This window comes from Arenibacter algicola (genome assembly GCF_018860365.1).
Lineage (GTDB): Bacteria > Bacteroidota > Bacteroidia > Flavobacteriales > Flavobacteriaceae > Arenibacter > Arenibacter algicola_B.
In genome coordinates this window covers 646,760-665,305 of sequence record NZ_JAHKPO010000003.1, presented here as the reverse complement: position 1 = coordinate 665,305, position 18,546 = coordinate 646,760, and the positions used below count along the sequence as shown (strand labels likewise).

Genomic DNA, 18,546 nt, shown 5'->3' with positions numbered 1-18,546 from the left:
ATCAATTTATTTTATAAAATAATTATTCAAATTTCAAGATGCTGAAATTAAATAAGTATCATATTTCCTTATTATATACAACTTCTATTTAACAACAACTTCCCATACTTTGGCCATACGTGAAATACCAGAAGGGCCTTCTATCCATAAAACAACAGAATACAGGCCACTATTTTCATAAAAATGAACAGGATGTTGTTGGGTGGAAAATTGGCCATCCCCAAAATCCCATTTCCAAGAGGAAATAACTCCATTTGATTTATCAACAAAACAGACCATTCGGCGATTCGCGTCTGCAATTTCAAACGTCCATTTTGCTTCGATAGAATTTATAAATCGACTTTCTAATGGCATTAAACGGAATGGAAGGAGATAGGACGCATTTCCATACATTGTCCGCTCTTTACTAAGATTCCAAAAACCATTATATTTTTGGGCATCAACATCGTCATAATCAAGAATTGCCCAGCTAAGACCAATGAATTTATTTTCAAAGAATTTAGATTCAACTGCTTTACTAGAACCTTCAGCGCCAGCATAATCAAATGCTGTTATCCAAAATTCCAATGTTAAAACCCCGGATTCCCCTGGATTAAAATTATAATTATAGGCAGCATTGGCATAAGGCAGCTTCTTAATCCATTGTTGATTGCCCCATACATAAGCCCACTCCTTACCCTCCGGTGGAGTAAAAATGTGATAATTTTGCGCATGAACTCCTTGGAAAGAAAGAAAAGCTTCCATTGGATCTAAATCTTTATTCGGATGAAAGGGACTGATAAAAGGACCACCTGACTGGTCACCATCAACAACGACTTCAAAAATATCATTATGCAAATCAGGCAATGAAAAGTCCCAATAATCATCATTAGCCTGATAAAGAAAATACAATCTATTCATGCCTTTTACCCACCCAACTTTTACTTTTACGTCCAAGTTTTTTGGATCAGCAGCAAGGTGCCTGTTACTATCAATTCTATCATCAAATAGTTGATTCATACCTACACAGTAATCTTCGGGAACTATAGCCCAATCGTCCATTCTTCCATCAATTGTAGGAATCAGGTCCGATGGAAATTGAAATACTTTAAACGATCTCTTTTCCTGAGCGAATACGCTAGCTATATATGTGGTAAACAAAATAAGTGTATATAAAAAACGGTTAATAAAAAGCATACCTAAATATTATAATAATTTACAGCATTATCGTAAAACAATTTCTTTTGATCGACATATGATCTCTTCCAAACTATTCTTTTTAAAATATTTACCCAGTTTTCCATTTCCATGCTTTTCAGACAAACAGGCCAATCGCTCGCAAACATGACCCTGTCTGGGCCAAAAATATCAATGCACTGATTGATCGAGGGAGCAAGATTTTCCGCGGTCAAAGAATAGCCGGGCGCATGGGTTATGACGCCTGAAATTTTACATACAACATTAACTTTAGACGCGATAACTTTCATATCGATAATCCATTGTTCCGCTTCGTGATCAGGCTTATCCAACAATTCATTGGGCTTGAAAAACGCTTTTGGGTCTACATTTCCACAATGCTGTACAAAAAACAGAGTATCTGGACATAGATTTACCAATTCAGTCATAGAAGGGAGCCATTTCACGGGTATTGAAAATTCAAAATGTTTTCCCATTTGGCCTAATACGCGAATATTATTAATAATCTGTTCCTTTAAAATTTCCTCCTGAGATTTAAAGAAATATCGAATGCCCTTAATGTAGGGTGAGTCTTCAAATTCAGACATATATTCGGCAAAGTCATCCCTATTTGGATCAACGGCTATAACCGCAGCCGCCATGGGATTCAATTTGTCCTTACAAAGTTCTATCGCATAAAGAGCTTCTTTGTGACGTTGATTAGGAGGAACGGCCACTTCCATGTAAACAGTCTTTACTACATTCAATCCTATCGTTGCAGCGAGATATTCCTCCATACTATAATTCCCTGGGATTGGAGGTTTAGACCAGTCCTCTTTAAAACGTTTGACATCCCAAAGATGCTGATGGGTATCAATTATTGGTAGTAGTTTCTTACTTTCAAGTATCTCTGCATTTAATAAATGGCTACCAGTGAGTGAAGCGATAGTAAATATTGATGCAGATGTTAAAAACTTTTTCCTATTCATTTCAATTTCACCAATTTTACTCTACTTTAATTTATTCGCTTGATCTTACAAATGATTTTCTTTAATTACTAATTGATTACATATTACCATAATTTATAACCTCTATGTAGACACCTCCTAAGGACGACATGGCAACCTTCACAATTAGTTAGCTAGTACTCTTTAATAACCTTGCAAGTACATCATCTAATTTTCACATGAATTAAGTGTTGTGTGGTGTGGTGTTAAATGTACTTTATTTTTTACAAATAGATTTGATTTATCAAGAAAATTTTCTATGATTCTGTTACTAAAACCCCACACATTTATTCTAATAATTTAGTTAAGGTTATGTCCGATATGAGAATTCTAATATGCACAAAACAATAGTTGGAAATTTTATAAGAAGTGAATGAGTTTTAATACCAGCAAATATTTAGCCCATACAACAAGGTTCTTTGATAAACTATACAACACCAAATTGATAAATCTACATGTTATTGGAGTACAAATACCTTTATTATCAGTAATAATCAACTAACCCTGTGGAGATTGATGCAGATTGTTGCACATTCGGGAATTGTACATTGTCTCCAAAAACATTACATTAAAAATATTGATTCACAGCAGATTAAAAAGTACTTCTTCTTATTAAATTAAATTTACATTGCACCTTTTTAATAGTTTTTTTCAATATCATTTTGGCCGCTATTCTCCCCATTTGTTCAAAATCGGTAGAAAGAACGGTTAAACCATTTAATATGATTTCATTAATTGGCGATTCATTGTAGGAGATGATCCCAATATCTGTCCCGATTATATAATTTTTTAGTTTTGCAACTTTGATAAGATTTATTAGTTCAATATCTAATTGACCATTTAGAATTAAGTAGACTTCTCGTTTCTTTATTTTTTCCTTCTTTATAATATAATGTATTTCATAATTGATATTATGTTCGACGCAAAACTTGTCTATTCCTTTTATGAGAAATTTAGAGTAAAGGCTGCCAGGTGATGACATTATGTTTAATTTATCAAATTCACGTAACCTGTGTAAACCCTGTAATAATCCATTATAAACATCCTTTTCAGGATCTTGATATACTGCGCAAAAATTGCCTGGTAAATCCTTTACATTATGGTCCAATATTAATAATTTCCTATTCGGAATTTTACCCAGCGCCAGTAAAGCTCGAGCCTGTATTTTTGGAATTAATGGAAAATGAGAAGTAATTACATAATGGTCGTATTTATCTAGTCCATTTTCAATAAAACTCTCAAAAACGTCGATATCCTGATTGTGCAACCTAATTGTTATTTCAGAGGAATCTTCTAAACCTGTAACAAAGGCATTGAAAATGACTTGTTTGTATGTGCTCAGTTTGTCAAATAACAAAAGTATTCTTATTTTGCTATTTCTATTCATAGAAACAAAGTATCCTTTTCCCTGAGAGGACTCGATGAATGCATTTTTCCGAAGAATAGAATACGCTTTTTTTACAGTTTCCTTAGAGATTCCTAAATCAGCAGACAAATCATTTAACGAAGGGATATAGTCACCTTCCTTAAGTTCCCCAGTCTCAATATGCTGCTGAATACTATTAACAATTTGTTTGTAAATAGGTTGTTTAGATTCTAAATTCACTTCAATTTTTGGTTCCTCCATCCCTAATTCCAAGATTACTTTTTTCTAAAAAAATTATATTATGACGTAAATATACTTAAATATTGAACTACACTACACCTGAGTATAAAAATTTGTATAATTAAATATGTAAAGTATGATAAACAAGAAAATTTTTTACTTATCCCTTCAAATGTAAGTAGAGATTCCAGCTACGATTGCCAGCCAATCGAAAAGCCTTTCCCCAAAGTACATTATGTTGAATTTGTAGCAGAATTCGTCAAGGTAATTGCCTTTTATCTTATGGTACATTCCTCGCCAAGTCCTTTTGGCGTTCACAATGACAATAAACACCCCTTTCAGGGTCTTGGATGTCGTTTTTTTACTGGTACACTTCTTACAAACTGCGCCCTGCATTTCCCTGACCTTCCTTAAATCAGTACGGCAAGATTCCCTGTACGGGAACTGTTCCATAAAACGTAATTCATATATTTATAATCTGTCCTAAAGTTTTCAAATAACAATTAACTGATAAAGTACCATGGAATCATAATAATTATAAATTTTATGGATATTGCTTAAATTTTTACTCCTTTGACGATGAAATTTTCATCCTTACTATTTTTGATTTATAATGTCTTTAAATAAAGGATCAGAGAGGCCATATCTTCCTCTGTAAGTATCCCTTCAAAAGAGGGCATTTCGGGATTATTTCCAACTGCGACTTTTGCTCCAGGGTCTAAGATCGATTCTCTTAAATAATCTTCATTCACAACTATTTCACCTCCATCAACTAGTTTTCTTTTGGCTCCAAAAACCCCTTCAAAGGAAGGACCATACATTCCTTCACCTACTCCACGGACTGCATGGCATCCAAAACATCCAGCACTATTGAATAACTGCTTACCTTTCTCAACGGAGATTAGACTATTGGACTCATTCCTAGGTTCTTGCTTTTCTGCATATGCCTTATTAAAATCAATATTTGAATATCCCAATTCCGCTAAATCCAGTTCTTTCAATTCATGAACGGTCAACCAAAGACTTCCCTGGATCACTTCTCCTTCAATCGTACCTACCTGATAGTTGACCTCGATTTGATCAGCTTCCATCATCTCGGGAATATAAAGGAAAACACTGCCTCTATGCGAAGGTTGGTAGACCTTTGCTACATGAAGCTCTTCATGACCGGCACTTCCATCAGATTTATAATAACCAGATCCGTATTTTTCCGTACGCTTGTAATTCCAGGCTCTTACTGTAAAGTTACTCGCTCCATCTTTGACCAGAACAGGTTCATCAAATGAGATCAGCAGTCCTTTTGAATCGGCATGGAAATTTTTTACGGTATAACTTGGGTTCCCTGTGTATCTCAGCCTCATCAATGCACTTATGCCGTTTGAGTTAGAAGCATAGTTGTTAAATCCGGTAAAGTACAACAGACCATCAGTAGGGTTTACTTCTCCTTTGAGAACTGGAGCAGGATAATTGGCATCTAGTAGTACTGCTCCTCCATTGGTTTTGTTCTGAACAGTATCAAACAACACCTTAAATATTCCCGGCCTACCAAATGAAAAATGAACCATTTGGTTGTTCAGTGGACCCATTTCATTACTATTGATCCATGCCTGCCCAGAGGAGCTTCTGTCAACGCCATGTGGAATCCAGGTATGTGCTTTTTTGATTTCAGGATTATCATTTCTATGCTTGGTTAAAGGTACTCCGAAGTAATCCCCTTCTTCAACTAGGTACACGGGCGAGGAAGGAACATAATTTCCCTCCTGATCAGAAGCTGATACTTCACCTGTCTCTTTATTGATACCTAAATAAGGCATTCTGAGACCTGTAGCAATTACCTTTAATTCTCTACCCGTTGGGTCTATTTTAAGCACCGATCCACTTTGATTTGTACTTGCCCTCCATTTTGTACCATCCTCGACATTAGACAATAGGGGCAACACACCAGAATAGTTCGTTACATGGCCGCCCTTTGCTATATAGATATTCCCTTTATGATCAAAAACCATATCCGAAGCCCACTCCCTGGTACCTGTGGATTGTTGCATTTTATTACAGAAATTTTCATAAAAATCTGCCTCATCATCATCATTCACGTCATGAAAACGAACAACCCCTTCTCTCCCAAAGGCATAAAGCTGATCGTTATGAATTTCTATACTCATCGGTTCATACAGTCCCGAAGCATATCTTTTCCAAGTCATACATTCTAACTCTTTATTGATTCCTTCCACCAGCCAGATGTCCCCCTCATATGTAGAAACGGCCGCTTTGCTATTTGAAAAGAAACTTACATCCGCCACCCTTACATTTCTTCCCCATGGATTAGGAACAGGCAATGTGAGCATATCTGTAACAAAGGCTGCCGTATCCGGGGACATTCTCCCCTTTGTGAGAATCTTTTCCTCCCAATTCGATGGAGGTCTGTTGATGTCCGGGATTTTTATTACTATCGATCTGGCCTGCCCTGTTACCTTCTCCAATTCCGAAGCTTTACCAGTCCAAATGGACACTGTAAATTCTCTTTCCTTATTGGATGGTTCAATTTCAACGGTAAGGTACCGATTGTCCACTATTTTGACCTGACCTTCCTTTCCATTTAATACCACAGCTGTTATACTGTCGCGATTAGGATGTATCAAATACCCAGAATATTGGTCTACTGTACCGCCAACCGCTTGTAAAACTTCTGCTACATTTAAAATAAGATTCTTGGAGGTTCTACCAACTTTAAAAGTTCTGTTGAATACAAGTTGATCATTGATAATTTTACTACCTGGCAATTCTAATATTTGGCTTCCGTTTATGGAATAAGAGAGTATAACCGAATTACCATAAATATAGGTGCCGCTCCACCTTCCCAACTCTTCCGGTACCGGCCCCCAATACATTCCTTCCACCTGCTGGGTTTCTGGTCTAACTTCCATAAAATTTGGATTTTCAACAGACCAACCTGCATACATTCCATTTGCGATTTTTGGATCTCCCAATATTATCGGCAGCTCATTACTATTTCTTTTGAAGTAATCCTTATATGAGACCTGTGCCGGGAGTACCATCGACATAAACTCCCCGGACCATGCTACTGACCAACGCAACAAATCCATATCAAAACAGGAGTAAGAATCATTTCCAAGTTGAATTGCCAATCCTCGCGCTACAACGTTAAAGTCGGAAAAACCATTTCCAAGTTTCCTGGCATCCAGTACGGTAGTAATAAATGGGAATTCTCCTTCTACAAAGTCTTTGTAAGCTCCTTTACCAAAATCATTAGCAGTAATTACATCTGTTAGGTTATTATCTCCCGAAGAACTGCGTTTGCATGACATAATACCGAGTGCCGACACAAACAATATTAAAAGTGCAGAAATGACGATTCTGTTAACTTGCATTGGTATTGATTAATTAGTTAGTTTGCATTTTAATCCAGCATAGTTTAATTACGCCATTTCAAATATCCAGAGGCGGCCATATGAACTTCCTGAGTTAGATAATCGTGCTCGTAAGTATACGGATTCACCATTTCTCCCCTGATGATTTTTGCCAGTTCGATGAACTGGGCTTCATAACGGTCATACTTAACGGCGAAATCAACGATATGGGATCCGGCGGTATATTCTTCATTGCCTTCAAGCAAAATTAATTCCATTTGCAAAGGTTCGCCATCGAAACGTTCCAGCGGGCTAAATTCAATCGTGCCTTTGGAACCACTAATTTTAAAACGCCGGCTTTTCAGGCCTTCAGGTTTGAGACCACATGCCGATATGGACACAATGCTGTGAGGATATTCCAATATTGCCAAACAATTATTTTTGGCCCCGTTTACCGCTCCAGGTGTAGACTTCAAAAACGGAGTAACCTTTTCGGGCCTTCCCAGGATCGAAACGATTATATCAATATGGTGGCAGCCCAGGTTGAACATTATACCGCCTTTAAAATTACTAAGGTACCGTTGATAGTCTTCACCGCCGTAATCATGGCTCATATCCGCATGGACTTCAAATATATCGCCAAGCCATCCCTTGCGGACCGCTTTCTGGCAAAACAGCATCGCCGGATTGTTGCGGAACATGTAGCCCATCTGAAATGGCAAGTTTTTTTCTTTGCACCCATTGAGCAGCTTACCGAACAGTTCAAGGTCTTCGCCCCCCGGTTTATCCATATGCATCGCCAGGTTGTGCTCCATGCAACGCATTGCAGTGGGGACCAGATCGGTGTTCGCGGTTTCAACTGTAACAGCCTGAAGACCTGGGGTCCTAAATAGTTCTTCTTCAGTCATCCATTTAATACCTTTAAACGGTTCCAGGTTATTTCCTGCAAATCTTGCCGCTGTTGAATTCCGGTCGTCAACTACTCCGACAATCTCAAATAACTCCGGCAATTTTTTCAAAGATGTAATTTTTGAAGCATGCTCATGGCTAATTCCAATCTGCCCTATTTTGATTTTTTTAACGCTCCCGTTAGCACCGTTCCATTCTGTTCCCAGAAGATTGGCTGGGGCCAGAATGACCCCTGCATTGCCCAAAACCGTTGTTTTGATAAAGGTCTTTCTTTTCATATCATCATTATTTATTGTTTTTTAAGGTATTCGATGTCGTTCGCCATGATAATGATTCTCATATATTCAAAATATCTTATTTGCAATCGTGATACATTGGTTCATTGAAAAACAAGGCTTGTGATAAGGTATCCAACCTAAGTGACGACCCTATAGTATTTTAGGATTAGGTTTTACTACTGAAATCGTTATCTCGTCAAAAACATCCAGTGCCGTTGTAATGCCTTCCAATGGCCGAATCTCTCCGTCCTTGTTCAAAATGCTCATGCCAACAGGTCTGGGGACAACAATATTGCCCTCTACGGCCTTAATATTAGCTTTGTAAACTAATGCAGGCTGTCCTGTGCCATATTCATCTGTCTTTTTAATTTGCTCATCGTATTCCGGATAATGCTCATTATAATCTCCGGAAAGGTTCATTTCTATCCAGCAGACCCAATTGCTCCCTGGTTCTACCCGAACCCTGGTCGTGAAATATCCCGGTAGCGGGGTGGCCCCCGAAACTGCGTCAATATCCATTGCCTCATTAACTAATTGCTTTTCCTTCTTGCTTTCTTTATCCCATTGGGGAAGGGCGGAAGGAACATCGGCCTTCCCTTCCCAGTCATCCAATCCGGCCCGGTTGGTAACAAATATTGTTTGGATCTCTCTCGTTTCAGGGTTTTCGATCCATATAGCGAATGTTGGCGATTCCCCAAAAACCGACTGTAATATCAGTTGTTCATTAATATGTATTTTGAACTCTAAATCGGTTTTGCCCCAGGTCTGGGCATAGGCAACAAATATAAAACAACCTGCAACAAATAATACGGAAAGCAAAATAACCGCTAACTTGGCTCTAAACTTTTTCAATCTCATCTCTTTGTATAGTTTTTATTAGACCTTCCCCGGAATTTCAAACCCTTTACGGTATTGGCCGTTAATCATTTCCTGCGCCTTAGGGTCGTTTAATATTGTTTCATACTCAGGGGAAAAAAGTAATTGTTTGCAGCCGGCCCTGTATGACAGATTTGCAAGTTGAATAAATATCGAGCTTTTATGGCCTTCAACTATACCGGCATTCGGCTGTTTCCTGGAACGGACACAATCGAAGAAATTCTGAATGTGCCCTTTAAGATTATATAGTCCTGGTTGTTGTGCGACAATCTCCCCTCCCTTATCGAAGACTTGCCAACCACCCCCCATGCGCCCGATGTACATCATTCGCTTTGTTCCGAGTATTTCCACACGGGTACCGTTATGGCTCCATTTGGGAAAATCGCTGCCAAAACGGATATCGTCACCTGACTTCCCCAGATAGGGTGCACAATCCCCGGCCTCAACGGTCATTACATATTTACCAAAATCATACGTGACCATTTGGTAATCCGGAAAATCCCTGTTATCGTTAAAAAAGTACCTGCCCCCGGTACTATATACCGAAGACGGCAAACCGGGATTGCCCAATATAAGTCTTGCCATGTCCAGTTGGTGGATCACTTCATTGCTCATCGCATTTCCCCCTCCGTAGTCCCAGTAATAATGCCATGACTTGTTCCTTGAAATATTGTACGGGACCTTTGGGGCCGGTCCCAGCCACATATCCCAATCTATGGTATCCGGTGCATCCGAGTCTTCTTTTTCATTAAAAGGGATCGGCCCGGGCAACATACTTTTTACATGGACGGCAACAAGATCCCCAAGTTCCCCGCTATCAATGTAATCCCTGGCCGAAAAGGCCCCCGTTTCACTTCGGTTATGCGTCCCGCATTGTACAATCCGCTCATATTTCATGGCAGCCTCGATCATCTTTTGCCCTTCATAAATATTGTGCGAGATGCATTTTTCCACATAAACATCTTTCCCGGCTTGGCAGGCCCAGATGGTGGCCAACGCATGCCAATGCTCAGGTGTTCCAATAAATACCGCATCAACTTCTTGGTCATCAAATACTTTACGCATATCCCTGACCCTTGTAGGCTTAAACCCCTGCTTCTTTTCAAGCTCTGAAATCGCATGCCCCCCCCTGGTATCGTCTACATCGCAGACATACTTGACCTTGAAATTTTCGCCTGTTTCGGCTGCCTGTAAAATCAAATGTGACCCCCAGGAGCCTGCTCCGATAAGGGCCACGACTATTGTATCGTTGGCACTTATAATTTTTCCACTACTAAAAGACGGTTTGATAACTTTTCGGTAGGGAGGTTCCTCACCTGATACTATGCCTGCAGGTTCTTTTGAACTGGATAGGTCAATCTCTTTTTTTGATCTTTGGCAAGAAGGGGCCAGGGTTATCCCTACAGCTCCTGTAGATGCCATCAAGAAAAATTTTCTTCGTTCCATTTTTTGGGTTTTATTGACTATTTATAAATCTTATTAAACTTTGACTAATGCCTGCAACTACCGTTTACTTCCCTGGAATTCAAAAGTTTAATGATCTTTGTATCTATCGCCTAAAATAAAACCTGGCAGCAAAGGTTTCTTAACTATTAATTCTCCGAGTTTATACCTACGCTGACCATCATTCCCTATTAAAGGAAGGGCAATTACCGGTGTTCCATCTTTAGTTCCCACAGAAACAAATATTTCATATGTACCAGGTTCAGTTCTTGGAATTACAGGAGCAGCATAAAATTCGCTTCCAGGGCGTTGTTCCATTTCGGATGTAAAATCATTAAAAAATTCTTTCGGATTCAAAAAACCAATACTAAAATTGCTAGTAAATTCCTTTTCTGGTATATTATCGGAAGTTCCTGATTGTAATAATCTTAAATCTATTCTATCATCAACTAGAAGAGAAACAATTCCACCCTTTTTATCTTTTATAGTTAAGGCTGGAAACCCACCATGATAGCATGGAGCAACTCCGGCATTTGCCCATTTCCAATTGATCATAAACCTTTCCCCAATTCCTACTTCTTTTGGATATTTCAATTCCAAAAGAAGTATGCGGTAGCCAAGTCTTTTATTAATTTTTTCAATTATACGCTTGTTATCTTTGTAGAACTCATGAGGCCACCAATGAAGAGAAAGGTAACTACAGCGAAAAGTTTCAACTGCTTCCATTAATCTATTTTCTTCCCATGTACCTTTTTCTTTTAACATACCATAATGTCCTGTTTCAAGAATTATAGGTCTTTCTTTTTCACTAAACATAGCCGCAAGATCCTCTGAATACCAGGCTTTTGGATATTTATTCACTAAAATACTATCATCCCGAAATATTAATCCTTTGGTTAAGGCATAATCTATTAATGATATATTTCTTTTTGACGGCTTTGAACCAAGCATATCATCGTTTATACAAATCAAAGTTTTTTTAAAATACTTTACATATAAATCAATTTGTATTCGCACAATTTGATCATTTACTTCACGTGATGGGCTTGAATAGATTTTCCACCCTTCTCCCCAAAGACCTATACCTAATTCTACCCAGGCCACGTTAGGGTTGCCGTCATAACGATTAGCCAATGCCTTAATAAGATTCTCGAATTTTTTTAGAAATATCGGATCTAAATAATCTGGATCCCATAATTGCCCTTTTTCAGACGGTCCTTCCCCATGTGTGAAATTTACACCTTTAGCACCTGCTTCCTTAACCCATTTTGGTGTGGCGAATGCAAGCCAGTGTTCACATGGATTGATTCTAAGTGCCATTTTTTTATCTTTTGCAATAAATCTTTGTGCCGGAGTATCAAGTACAGTCCAATTAAAAAAACCTTCCTCCGGTTCAATATATGCCCAGGGAATACGCATATATATTACAGAGCAACCTGGGAACCAGTCCAATGAATCTGACGGTTCCAATTTATATCCGTAATTACCTGTCCTTCCTGAATAATAATGCGTAACCCATCCCATTCCAGGGTTTATAAGTGCTTCACCTGTATCTTCGGGATAAATACTTATATAACCTAATGAATTACACATCTTGTTTTGTTCGGAATTAACAATTCTCCTTGTTTCATTGGCTATCGCAACAGAAATTGGCAAGACTGAAAAAATTACCGACCCACTAATTGTCTTTAAAACGGATCGACGAGTCAAAGAATCTGATTTGGTGTTTTTAATTTTCATATTAAAATTTATATCTATTAGCCTGAACAAAGTTTTAAGACTTTATAACCAAAAATAACTATATGATGTGTTGTGTGGTGTGGTTCAAATATATAATAATTATATATATTTACAAATATTTACGAAAATGTCGAAAACATGATTTGATTTTTAGCAAATAAACATCTTAATGCATTTATAATAAATTAATGATTAATTGTATTTGGCAAACCTGTTCCAAAAAGTAAACAAGTACAGAAAGTTTATAATTGAATTAACACAGAAAGTAATTATGACTGATAAAATCAAAAGAATCACTCATCTAACTAAACAAATAGTAACCTTATCCTTGACCTTTAATTTACTTTTTTCATGCAATTCGAAGAAAAAGGAAGACCTATCAACTAAAATTAGCCCTTCTCAGAAACAATTCATCGAAAAATCGAAAATCAATGTTCCCTACGAGGTATTGACACAAGGCCCCAGTTACCATTGGTTTGGTTACTATGACAAGTTACAGACCGACCCTTCGGATAGATATGTACTTTCTATGAAATCTGATTTCGAGAATCGTTCCCCGGGACCAGAAGATGTAATTAAAATAGGGATGATCGATTTGCATAATGGAAATAAATGGATTGAACTAGGAACTACAAGGGCTTGGAACTGGCAACAGGGTTGTATGCTACAATGGCGACCGGGGAGCGATGAAGAAGTATTATGGAATGACAGGGAAGACGACCGTTTTGTGTGCCATATTTTAAACATTAAAACGATGGAAAATCGGAAGCTTCCCGTTCCAATCTATACAGTGAGTTCGGATGGAATGTTTGGGCTTTCCACAAGTTTTGAAAGAATTCAGGACTTACGCGCAGGATATGGTTATCCCGGGTTACCTGATTCCCATAAAGACGTCTTGGCTCCTGAAGACATTGGAATATTTAGGGTTTCGTTGGAGGATGGGACTAAAAAATTATTGGTTTCTATGGATGAAGTAGTGGATATTCCTTATCTCCTTAAGGACCTTAAGCCATTTAAACATTATTTTAACCATTTGGATATCAATGAGGATGGAAGTCGATTTGTATTCCTTAACCGTTGGGTAAACCCTACCGAAGGTGCACGTATAGCCCCATTGGGCACACGTATGATTACCGCTTCTACCGATGGCGGAAACCTCACTGTGGTCAACGATTCACGGATGACCTCTCATTTTTGGTGGAAAAATTCGAATCAGATTTTGGCATATGCCAATCGGCCGGAAAATGGCGATAATTTTAATTCCGGTAATCATTTCTATTTATTTGATGATGTCCAGGCCTCTGAGAGACAGTATAATATTATAGGCCAAGAAATAATGACTAAAGATGGTCACTGTAGTTATTTACAAAACCAGGATTGGATATTGAACGATTCCTATCCGAATGCAAATCGTGAGATGGAACTCTATCTTTTCAATACAACAACAGAGAAGAAAATAGTTTTAGGCAATTTTTACCTTCCTGTGGAGTATAAGGGTGAATGGCGAGTAGATATGCATCCGCGTCAAACACGAGATGGCAAAAAAATAATCATTGACATAGTAGTAGGAGAGAGTGGTCGGCAAATGGTGATGTTAGATATTAGCACATTGAATGTAAATTAGATTTATAGGGTACTTTGAAATCAAGATTAAAGATTTTAAAATGGAGAATTAAAATATAGACCTTAGTCTATTAAATTTTATATCAGTATTTGCACTATTCAAAATAACAACAATAATTAAAAACAATATTAACATATGAAAAATCAAACTTTATTCCTTTTCCTCTTTTTTATAGTCACTGGAATTCACTCTCAAAGTACCGATAAATTCCGAATGGAAACCTCGGTAGCAACACTCGTTCTGAATGATAAGGATAAAATACTTATAACCTCCAAGGAAGAAAACGGAGCTAAAATAGGACTAAGAGTGAATGAATTATGGGGCATAACCTTGGTAAACAAACATAATTTAAGACAAGAACGCACCTTAGACGAGATATCGGCATTTCGGACCGAAACTTCCCCTAAAAAGTTACGGTTTTATGCGAAGGATCTATATCTGGATGACATATCGACAACTGTCAACGCCGAATTTACCATTGAGGCGAAAAATGATGCGTTCCTTTTTTCTGGTAATATGAGCTTTTCCGCAGGAGAATGGATAATCAAATCATTGGACTATCCCAGACTCTCTAAAATGGAAGTCGGAAAGGAAAATACAAAGATTTATTGGCCGGATGGATTGGGTCGCCTTTTCAATGGCCCTTCTGAATTTGGTTCTAAAAGATCTTTAAACACCCCAAGTCATTGGGGGACCATGCCGTGGTTCTCTTTAAATGCAGAAGATTATGGAGTATATATAGGAGTACATGACACTTTGCAACATACAACAAATATTACCATGACCCAAATAGATGGTACTAATGATTATATTTCCAGTATCAATACCAATATATACGATGCAGCTTACACTACGCCGGAATTTGTTGTAAAACCCTATAAAGGTACTTGGCATCAAGCGGCAAAATATTATAGATCATGGTATGATGAAAATTTCAAAATAGCTTCCTCACCCGATTGGGTCATTAACGATACCGGTTGGCTATTAGCTATTCTTAAACAGCAGAACGGTAATGTTATGTGGCCGTACAGGGATATAGACAAACTGTGTGATATAGCCGAAAAGTTCAATTTAACCACTATTGGGTTATTTGGATGGGCTATTGGGGGACACGACTATCTTTATCCAAATTATTTGCCAGACCCCTTGATGGGAGGTGAAAAGGAATTGAAGGATGCCATTAAAAGGGCGCAGGACAGGGGCATCAAAATAATATTATATGCCAATGGAAAACTTATAGATACATCCACAGATTATTACAGGTACAGGGGAATGGAGACCATGATGTTTGGTAACGATAAGAAACCAAGAATGGATTTTTATGTAAAGCACAACAACAAATCGCCAGTAATATTTTGTTGGGCATGCACTGGGTCTGAGTATTGGAGAACTACCATGCATGATTTGGCATTACAGGCCAATTCGTTGGGGGCTGATGGAATTTTGTATGACCAGTTGGGAATTTTACCCCCTGAACTTTGCTTTTCCCCTAATCATGACCATAACCCTGGACATGGTGATTCTAAATATCGGTTGCAAATGATAAAGGAGATAAGGAAAGATTTGAAGACAAGGAACTCTAGTTTTATAATTATGACAGAAGGTAGCAATACTAGTGTTCTACAAGAAATAGATTATACACATGGCATAGGTGCTGGATATGCACCTGAGCTCAATGGATTCCCCGATTTATATAGATATACTTTTCCTGAATACATAACTACTCAGCGTAACCCCAATCCAATGCTGACCAAGACCGATGCCAATTTTGCGCTGTTGTATGGTTTAAAGCACGAAGTGGAAACTAGGTATACTGCAGATGTAAAATATCTGGTTAATGGCAAAACACCAGATGCAGATAGCTATTGGGATGTGAACTCTCCTCCTGATATAAATAAAATGAAATCCTTAACAATGGAGGAGTCTGCAAAATATATGCACAGTTTGATAAATTTTGAAAATAAGCATGGAAATTTTCTAAAACGAGGGAAATTTATTAGCGATGAAGGCATCACAATTATAGGCAAAGATGTCATAGCAAGGGGTTTTACCAATGGTGATGAAATGGGTGTGGTTGTATGGAACAAAAATGAAACTCAAAACCGAAGTTACGAAATAAGTACAACGGGTTACAAATATGTGAGTTCCCACGAACCGTCCGAATCAATCGTAAATAATAATTTGAAACTAAAACCCAATTCTGTAAGACTTATAGTATTTAAGAAAAAGTAAAGCACAATACCTAATATACTTCGAAGAAGTAATGGCTGGTATATTGAAAGTAAACGGTATTTGAGCGTAACTTGAATGAACCTTATAAAGAAATCAATAGGATTATTCAATTTATTAAGAGTTACGCATAATCTAAATATATAGATAAAATCTTTAAACAATTTTAAAATTGACACATATGAAGCTACTAAATTTTTTCTTGATTCTCTTTTTTCTAGTCACTGGAATTCATTCCCAAAGTACTGATAAATTCCAAATGGAAACCTCAGTGGCAACACTAGAGCTGAACGATGAAGGTGAAATACTGATAACCTCCAAGGCAGAAGACGAAGCTAAAATAGGACTGCGTGTTAATGAATTATGGGACATAACCTTGGTAAACAAGCATAATTTAAGAAAAGAACGCGCCCTAACCGATATATCGGCATTTCGGACCGAAACTTCCCCACAAAAGTTACGATTTTATGCGAAGGAGCTGTATATAGATGACATATCGACTACTGTCAACGCTGAATTCACCATTGAGGTGAAAAATGATTCATTTCTTTTTTCTGGAAATATTAGCTGTACCACTGGAGAATGGATTATCAAATCATTGGACTATCCCAGACTCTCTAAAATGGAAGTCGGAAAGGAAAACACAAAGATTTATTGGCCGGATGGATTGGGTCAACTTTTCAATAGCCCCACTGAATTCGGGACAAAAAAATCTTTGGACTACCCTAGTGGATGGGGAACCATGCCCTGGTTCACTTTAAATTCGGGAAATTATGGTGTATATGTTGGGGTACATAATCCACTACAACATAATGCAAATATTACTTTGGGCGCCATGGACGGAACATTTGATTTTATTTCCAATATCCATACCCCTATTTATGAAGCGGATTACACTATGCCGGAATTTGTTGTAAAACCCTATAAAGGCACTTGGCACCATGCTGCCAAATATTATAGGTCATGGTACAACGAAAATTTCAAAATTGCCTCCTCCCCCGATTGGGTCATTAACGATACCGGTTGGCTATTAGCTATTCTTAAGCAACAGAACGGCAATGTTATGTGGCCGTACAGGGATATCGACCAACTATGCGACATTGCCAAAAAGTTCAATTTAACCACTATTGGTTTATTCGGATGGGCTGTTGGGGGGCATGACCATCTTTACCCAAATTATTTGCCAGACCCCTTGATGGGAGGTGAAAAGGAATTGAAGGATGCCATTAAAAGGGCCCAGGACAGGGGCATCAAAATAATATTATATGCCAATGGAAAACTTATAGATACATCCACAGATTATTACAGGTACAGGGGAATGGAGACCATGATGTTTGGTAACGATAAGAAACCAAGAATGGATTTTTATGTAAAGCACAACAACAAATCACCCGAGATTTTTTGCTGGGCGTGTACTGGGTCAGGCTATTGGAGAAAAACCATGCACGATTTGGCATTACAAGCCAATTCGTTAGGAGCTGATGGTATTTTGTTTGACCAACTAGGCGTGCTTCGCCCTGAACTTTGTTATTCAACCTATCATGACCATAAACCTGGCCATGGTGATTCCAAATATAGGTTGCAATTGATAAGGGAAATAAGGGAAGATCTCAAAGAAAAGAACTCCAACTTTGTTGTTATGACCGAGGCTAGCAATACTAGTGTACTACAAGAAATAGACTATACACATGGCTGGGGGAAAGCTTACGCTCCATCGGACAATGCTTTTCCAGATCTATATAAATATACCTTTCCAGAATTTATGACTACTCAGCGCAATGGCAATCCCTTGCTGACCAAGACAGATGCCAATTTTGCGCTGTTGTATGGCTTGAAGTACGAAGTGGAAACTAGATATACCGCCGATGTAGAATACCTCCTTAAAGGCAAAACACCTGATGCAGATAGCTATTGGAATGTGAACTATCCCCCTGACATAAATAAAATGAAATCCTTAACAATGGAGGAGTCCGCAAAATATGTGCACAGTTTGATAGATTTTGAAAATACGCATGGAAATTTTCTAAAACGAGGGAAATTTATAAGCGATGAAGGCATCACAATTACAGGCAAAGATGTCATAGCAAGGGGTTTTACTAATGATAATGATGATGAAATGGGTGTGGTTGTTTGGAATCAAAATGAAACTGAAGAACGAAGCTTTAAATTAAGTGTACCTGATTATAAGTATATAAGAGCCGATGATCCATTAAATCAAAATGTAAGACAAAACTCACTATTAGCACCTAATTCTATACGGTTTCTATTATTTAAAAAAATCAACTAAATTTTAATAAATCAGCTACTTTTT

At 37.9% G+C, this 18,546-nt stretch carries 11 protein-coding genes and 1 pseudogene; 3 read left to right on the top strand and 9 right to left on the bottom strand.

Annotated features, from left to right (window positions below; translation table 11 throughout):
- Positions 1-84: 84 nt before the first annotated feature.
- The 9 genes and pseudogenes from KO529_RS04750 to KO529_RS04710 all read right to left on the bottom strand — a co-directional run bounded on the left by KO529_RS04750 (position 85) and on the right by KO529_RS04710 (position 12,382).
- On the bottom strand, positions 85-1,176 hold the full coding sequence (locus KO529_RS04750; protein ID WP_252734301.1) for a PKD domain-containing protein: 1,092 nt from the start codon (positions 1,174-1,176) through the stop codon (positions 85-87).
- Between the two features lie 2 nt (positions 1,177-1,178).
- Positions 1,179-2,144, bottom strand: a complete 966-nt coding sequence (locus tag KO529_RS04745; RefSeq protein ID WP_215946750.1) for an amidohydrolase family protein — start codon at positions 2,142-2,144, stop codon at positions 1,179-1,181.
- A 610-nt stretch (positions 2,145-2,754) separates the two neighbouring features.
- Positions 2,755-3,801 carry a GntR family transcriptional regulator gene (locus KO529_RS04740; RefSeq protein ID WP_215946749.1) on the bottom strand — a complete coding sequence of 349 codons (1,047 nt, stop codon included), beginning with the start codon at positions 3,799-3,801 and terminating at the stop codon, positions 2,755-2,757.
- A 135-nt stretch (positions 3,802-3,936) separates the two neighbouring features.
- Positions 3,937-4,125, bottom strand: a pseudogene (locus KO529_RS23695) (IS1595 family transposase); the annotation flags it as partial.
- A gap of 251 nt (positions 4,126-4,376) precedes the next feature.
- Positions 4,377-7,157: a DUF6797 domain-containing protein gene (locus KO529_RS04730; protein ID WP_215946748.1), complete on the bottom strand. Its 2,781-nt coding sequence runs from the start codon at positions 7,155-7,157 to the stop codon at positions 4,377-4,379.
- A 44-nt stretch (positions 7,158-7,201) separates the two neighbouring features.
- Positions 7,202-8,323 carry a Gfo/Idh/MocA family protein gene (locus tag KO529_RS04725; RefSeq protein WP_215946747.1) on the bottom strand — a complete coding sequence of 374 codons (1,122 nt, stop codon included), beginning with the start codon at positions 8,321-8,323 and terminating at the stop codon, positions 7,202-7,204.
- A gap of 150 nt (positions 8,324-8,473) precedes the next feature.
- Entirely contained in the window at positions 8,474-9,181 is a 708-nt protein-coding gene (locus KO529_RS04720) for a DUF2271 domain-containing protein (RefSeq protein WP_215946746.1), read from the bottom strand.
- Between the two features lie 18 nt (positions 9,182-9,199).
- On the bottom strand, positions 9,200-10,645 hold the full coding sequence (locus KO529_RS04715; protein ID WP_215946745.1) for a Gfo/Idh/MocA family protein: 1,446 nt from the start codon (positions 10,643-10,645) through the stop codon (positions 9,200-9,202).
- A gap of 87 nt (positions 10,646-10,732) precedes the next feature.
- Positions 10,733-12,382 (bottom strand): DUF4832 domain-containing protein, encoded by a 1,650-nt coding sequence (locus KO529_RS04710; RefSeq protein ID WP_215946744.1) that lies wholly within the window; start codon positions 12,380-12,382, stop codon positions 10,733-10,735.
- 271 nt (positions 12,383-12,653) lie between these two features.
- On the opposite strand from KO529_RS04710, the gene KO529_RS04705 reads away from it, so the two are divergent.
- The 3 genes from KO529_RS04705 to KO529_RS04695 all read left to right on the top strand — a co-directional run bounded on the left by KO529_RS04705 (position 12,654) and on the right by KO529_RS04695 (position 18,522).
- Entirely contained in the window at positions 12,654-14,006 is a 1,353-nt protein-coding gene (locus KO529_RS04705) for a hypothetical protein (protein WP_215946743.1), read from the top strand.
- 135 nt (positions 14,007-14,141) lie between these two features.
- Positions 14,142-16,238, top strand: coding sequence for a DUF6259 domain-containing protein (locus KO529_RS04700; protein WP_215946742.1), 2,097 nt, complete (start codon positions 14,142-14,144; stop codon positions 16,236-16,238).
- Between the two features lie 178 nt (positions 16,239-16,416).
- The gene (locus tag KO529_RS04695; RefSeq protein ID WP_215946741.1) at positions 16,417-18,522 is read left to right on the top strand and encodes a DUF6259 domain-containing protein; all 2,106 of its coding nucleotides are present in this window, start codon (positions 16,417-16,419) and stop codon (positions 18,520-18,522) included.
- Positions 18,523-18,546: the final 24 nt, after the last annotated feature.

Excerpts from the sequence above, each read along its gene's own strand:
- KO529_RS04750 (WP_252734301.1), bottom strand. The coding sequence starts at position 1,176 with ATGCTTTTTATTAACCGTTTTTTATATACACTTATTTTGTTTACCACA.
- KO529_RS04745 (WP_215946750.1), bottom strand. The coding sequence starts at position 2,144 with ATGAATAGGAAAAAGTTTTTAACATCTGCATCAATATTTACTATCGCT.
- KO529_RS04730 (WP_215946748.1), bottom strand. The coding sequence starts at position 7,157 with ATGCAAGTTAACAGAATCGTCATTTCTGCACTTTTAATATTGTTTGTG.
- KO529_RS04725 (WP_215946747.1), bottom strand. The coding sequence starts at position 8,323 with ATGAAAAGAAAGACCTTTATCAAAACAACGGTTTTGGGCAATGCAGGG.
- KO529_RS04720 (WP_215946746.1), bottom strand. The coding sequence starts at position 9,181 with ATGAGATTGAAAAAGTTTAGAGCCAAGTTAGCGGTTATTTTGCTTTCC.
- KO529_RS04715 (WP_215946745.1), bottom strand. The coding sequence starts at position 10,645 with ATGGAACGAAGAAAATTTTTCTTGATGGCATCTACAGGAGCTGTAGGG.
- KO529_RS04710 (WP_215946744.1), bottom strand. The coding sequence starts at position 12,382 with ATGAAAATTAAAAACACCAAATCAGATTCTTTGACTCGTCGATCCGTT.
- KO529_RS04705 (WP_215946743.1), top strand. The coding sequence starts at position 12,654 with ATGACTGATAAAATCAAAAGAATCACTCATCTAACTAAACAAATAGTA.
- KO529_RS04700 (WP_215946742.1), top strand. The coding sequence starts at position 14,142 with ATGAAAAATCAAACTTTATTCCTTTTCCTCTTTTTTATAGTCACTGGA.
- KO529_RS04695 (WP_215946741.1), top strand. The coding sequence starts at position 16,417 with ATGAAGCTACTAAATTTTTTCTTGATTCTCTTTTTTCTAGTCACTGGA.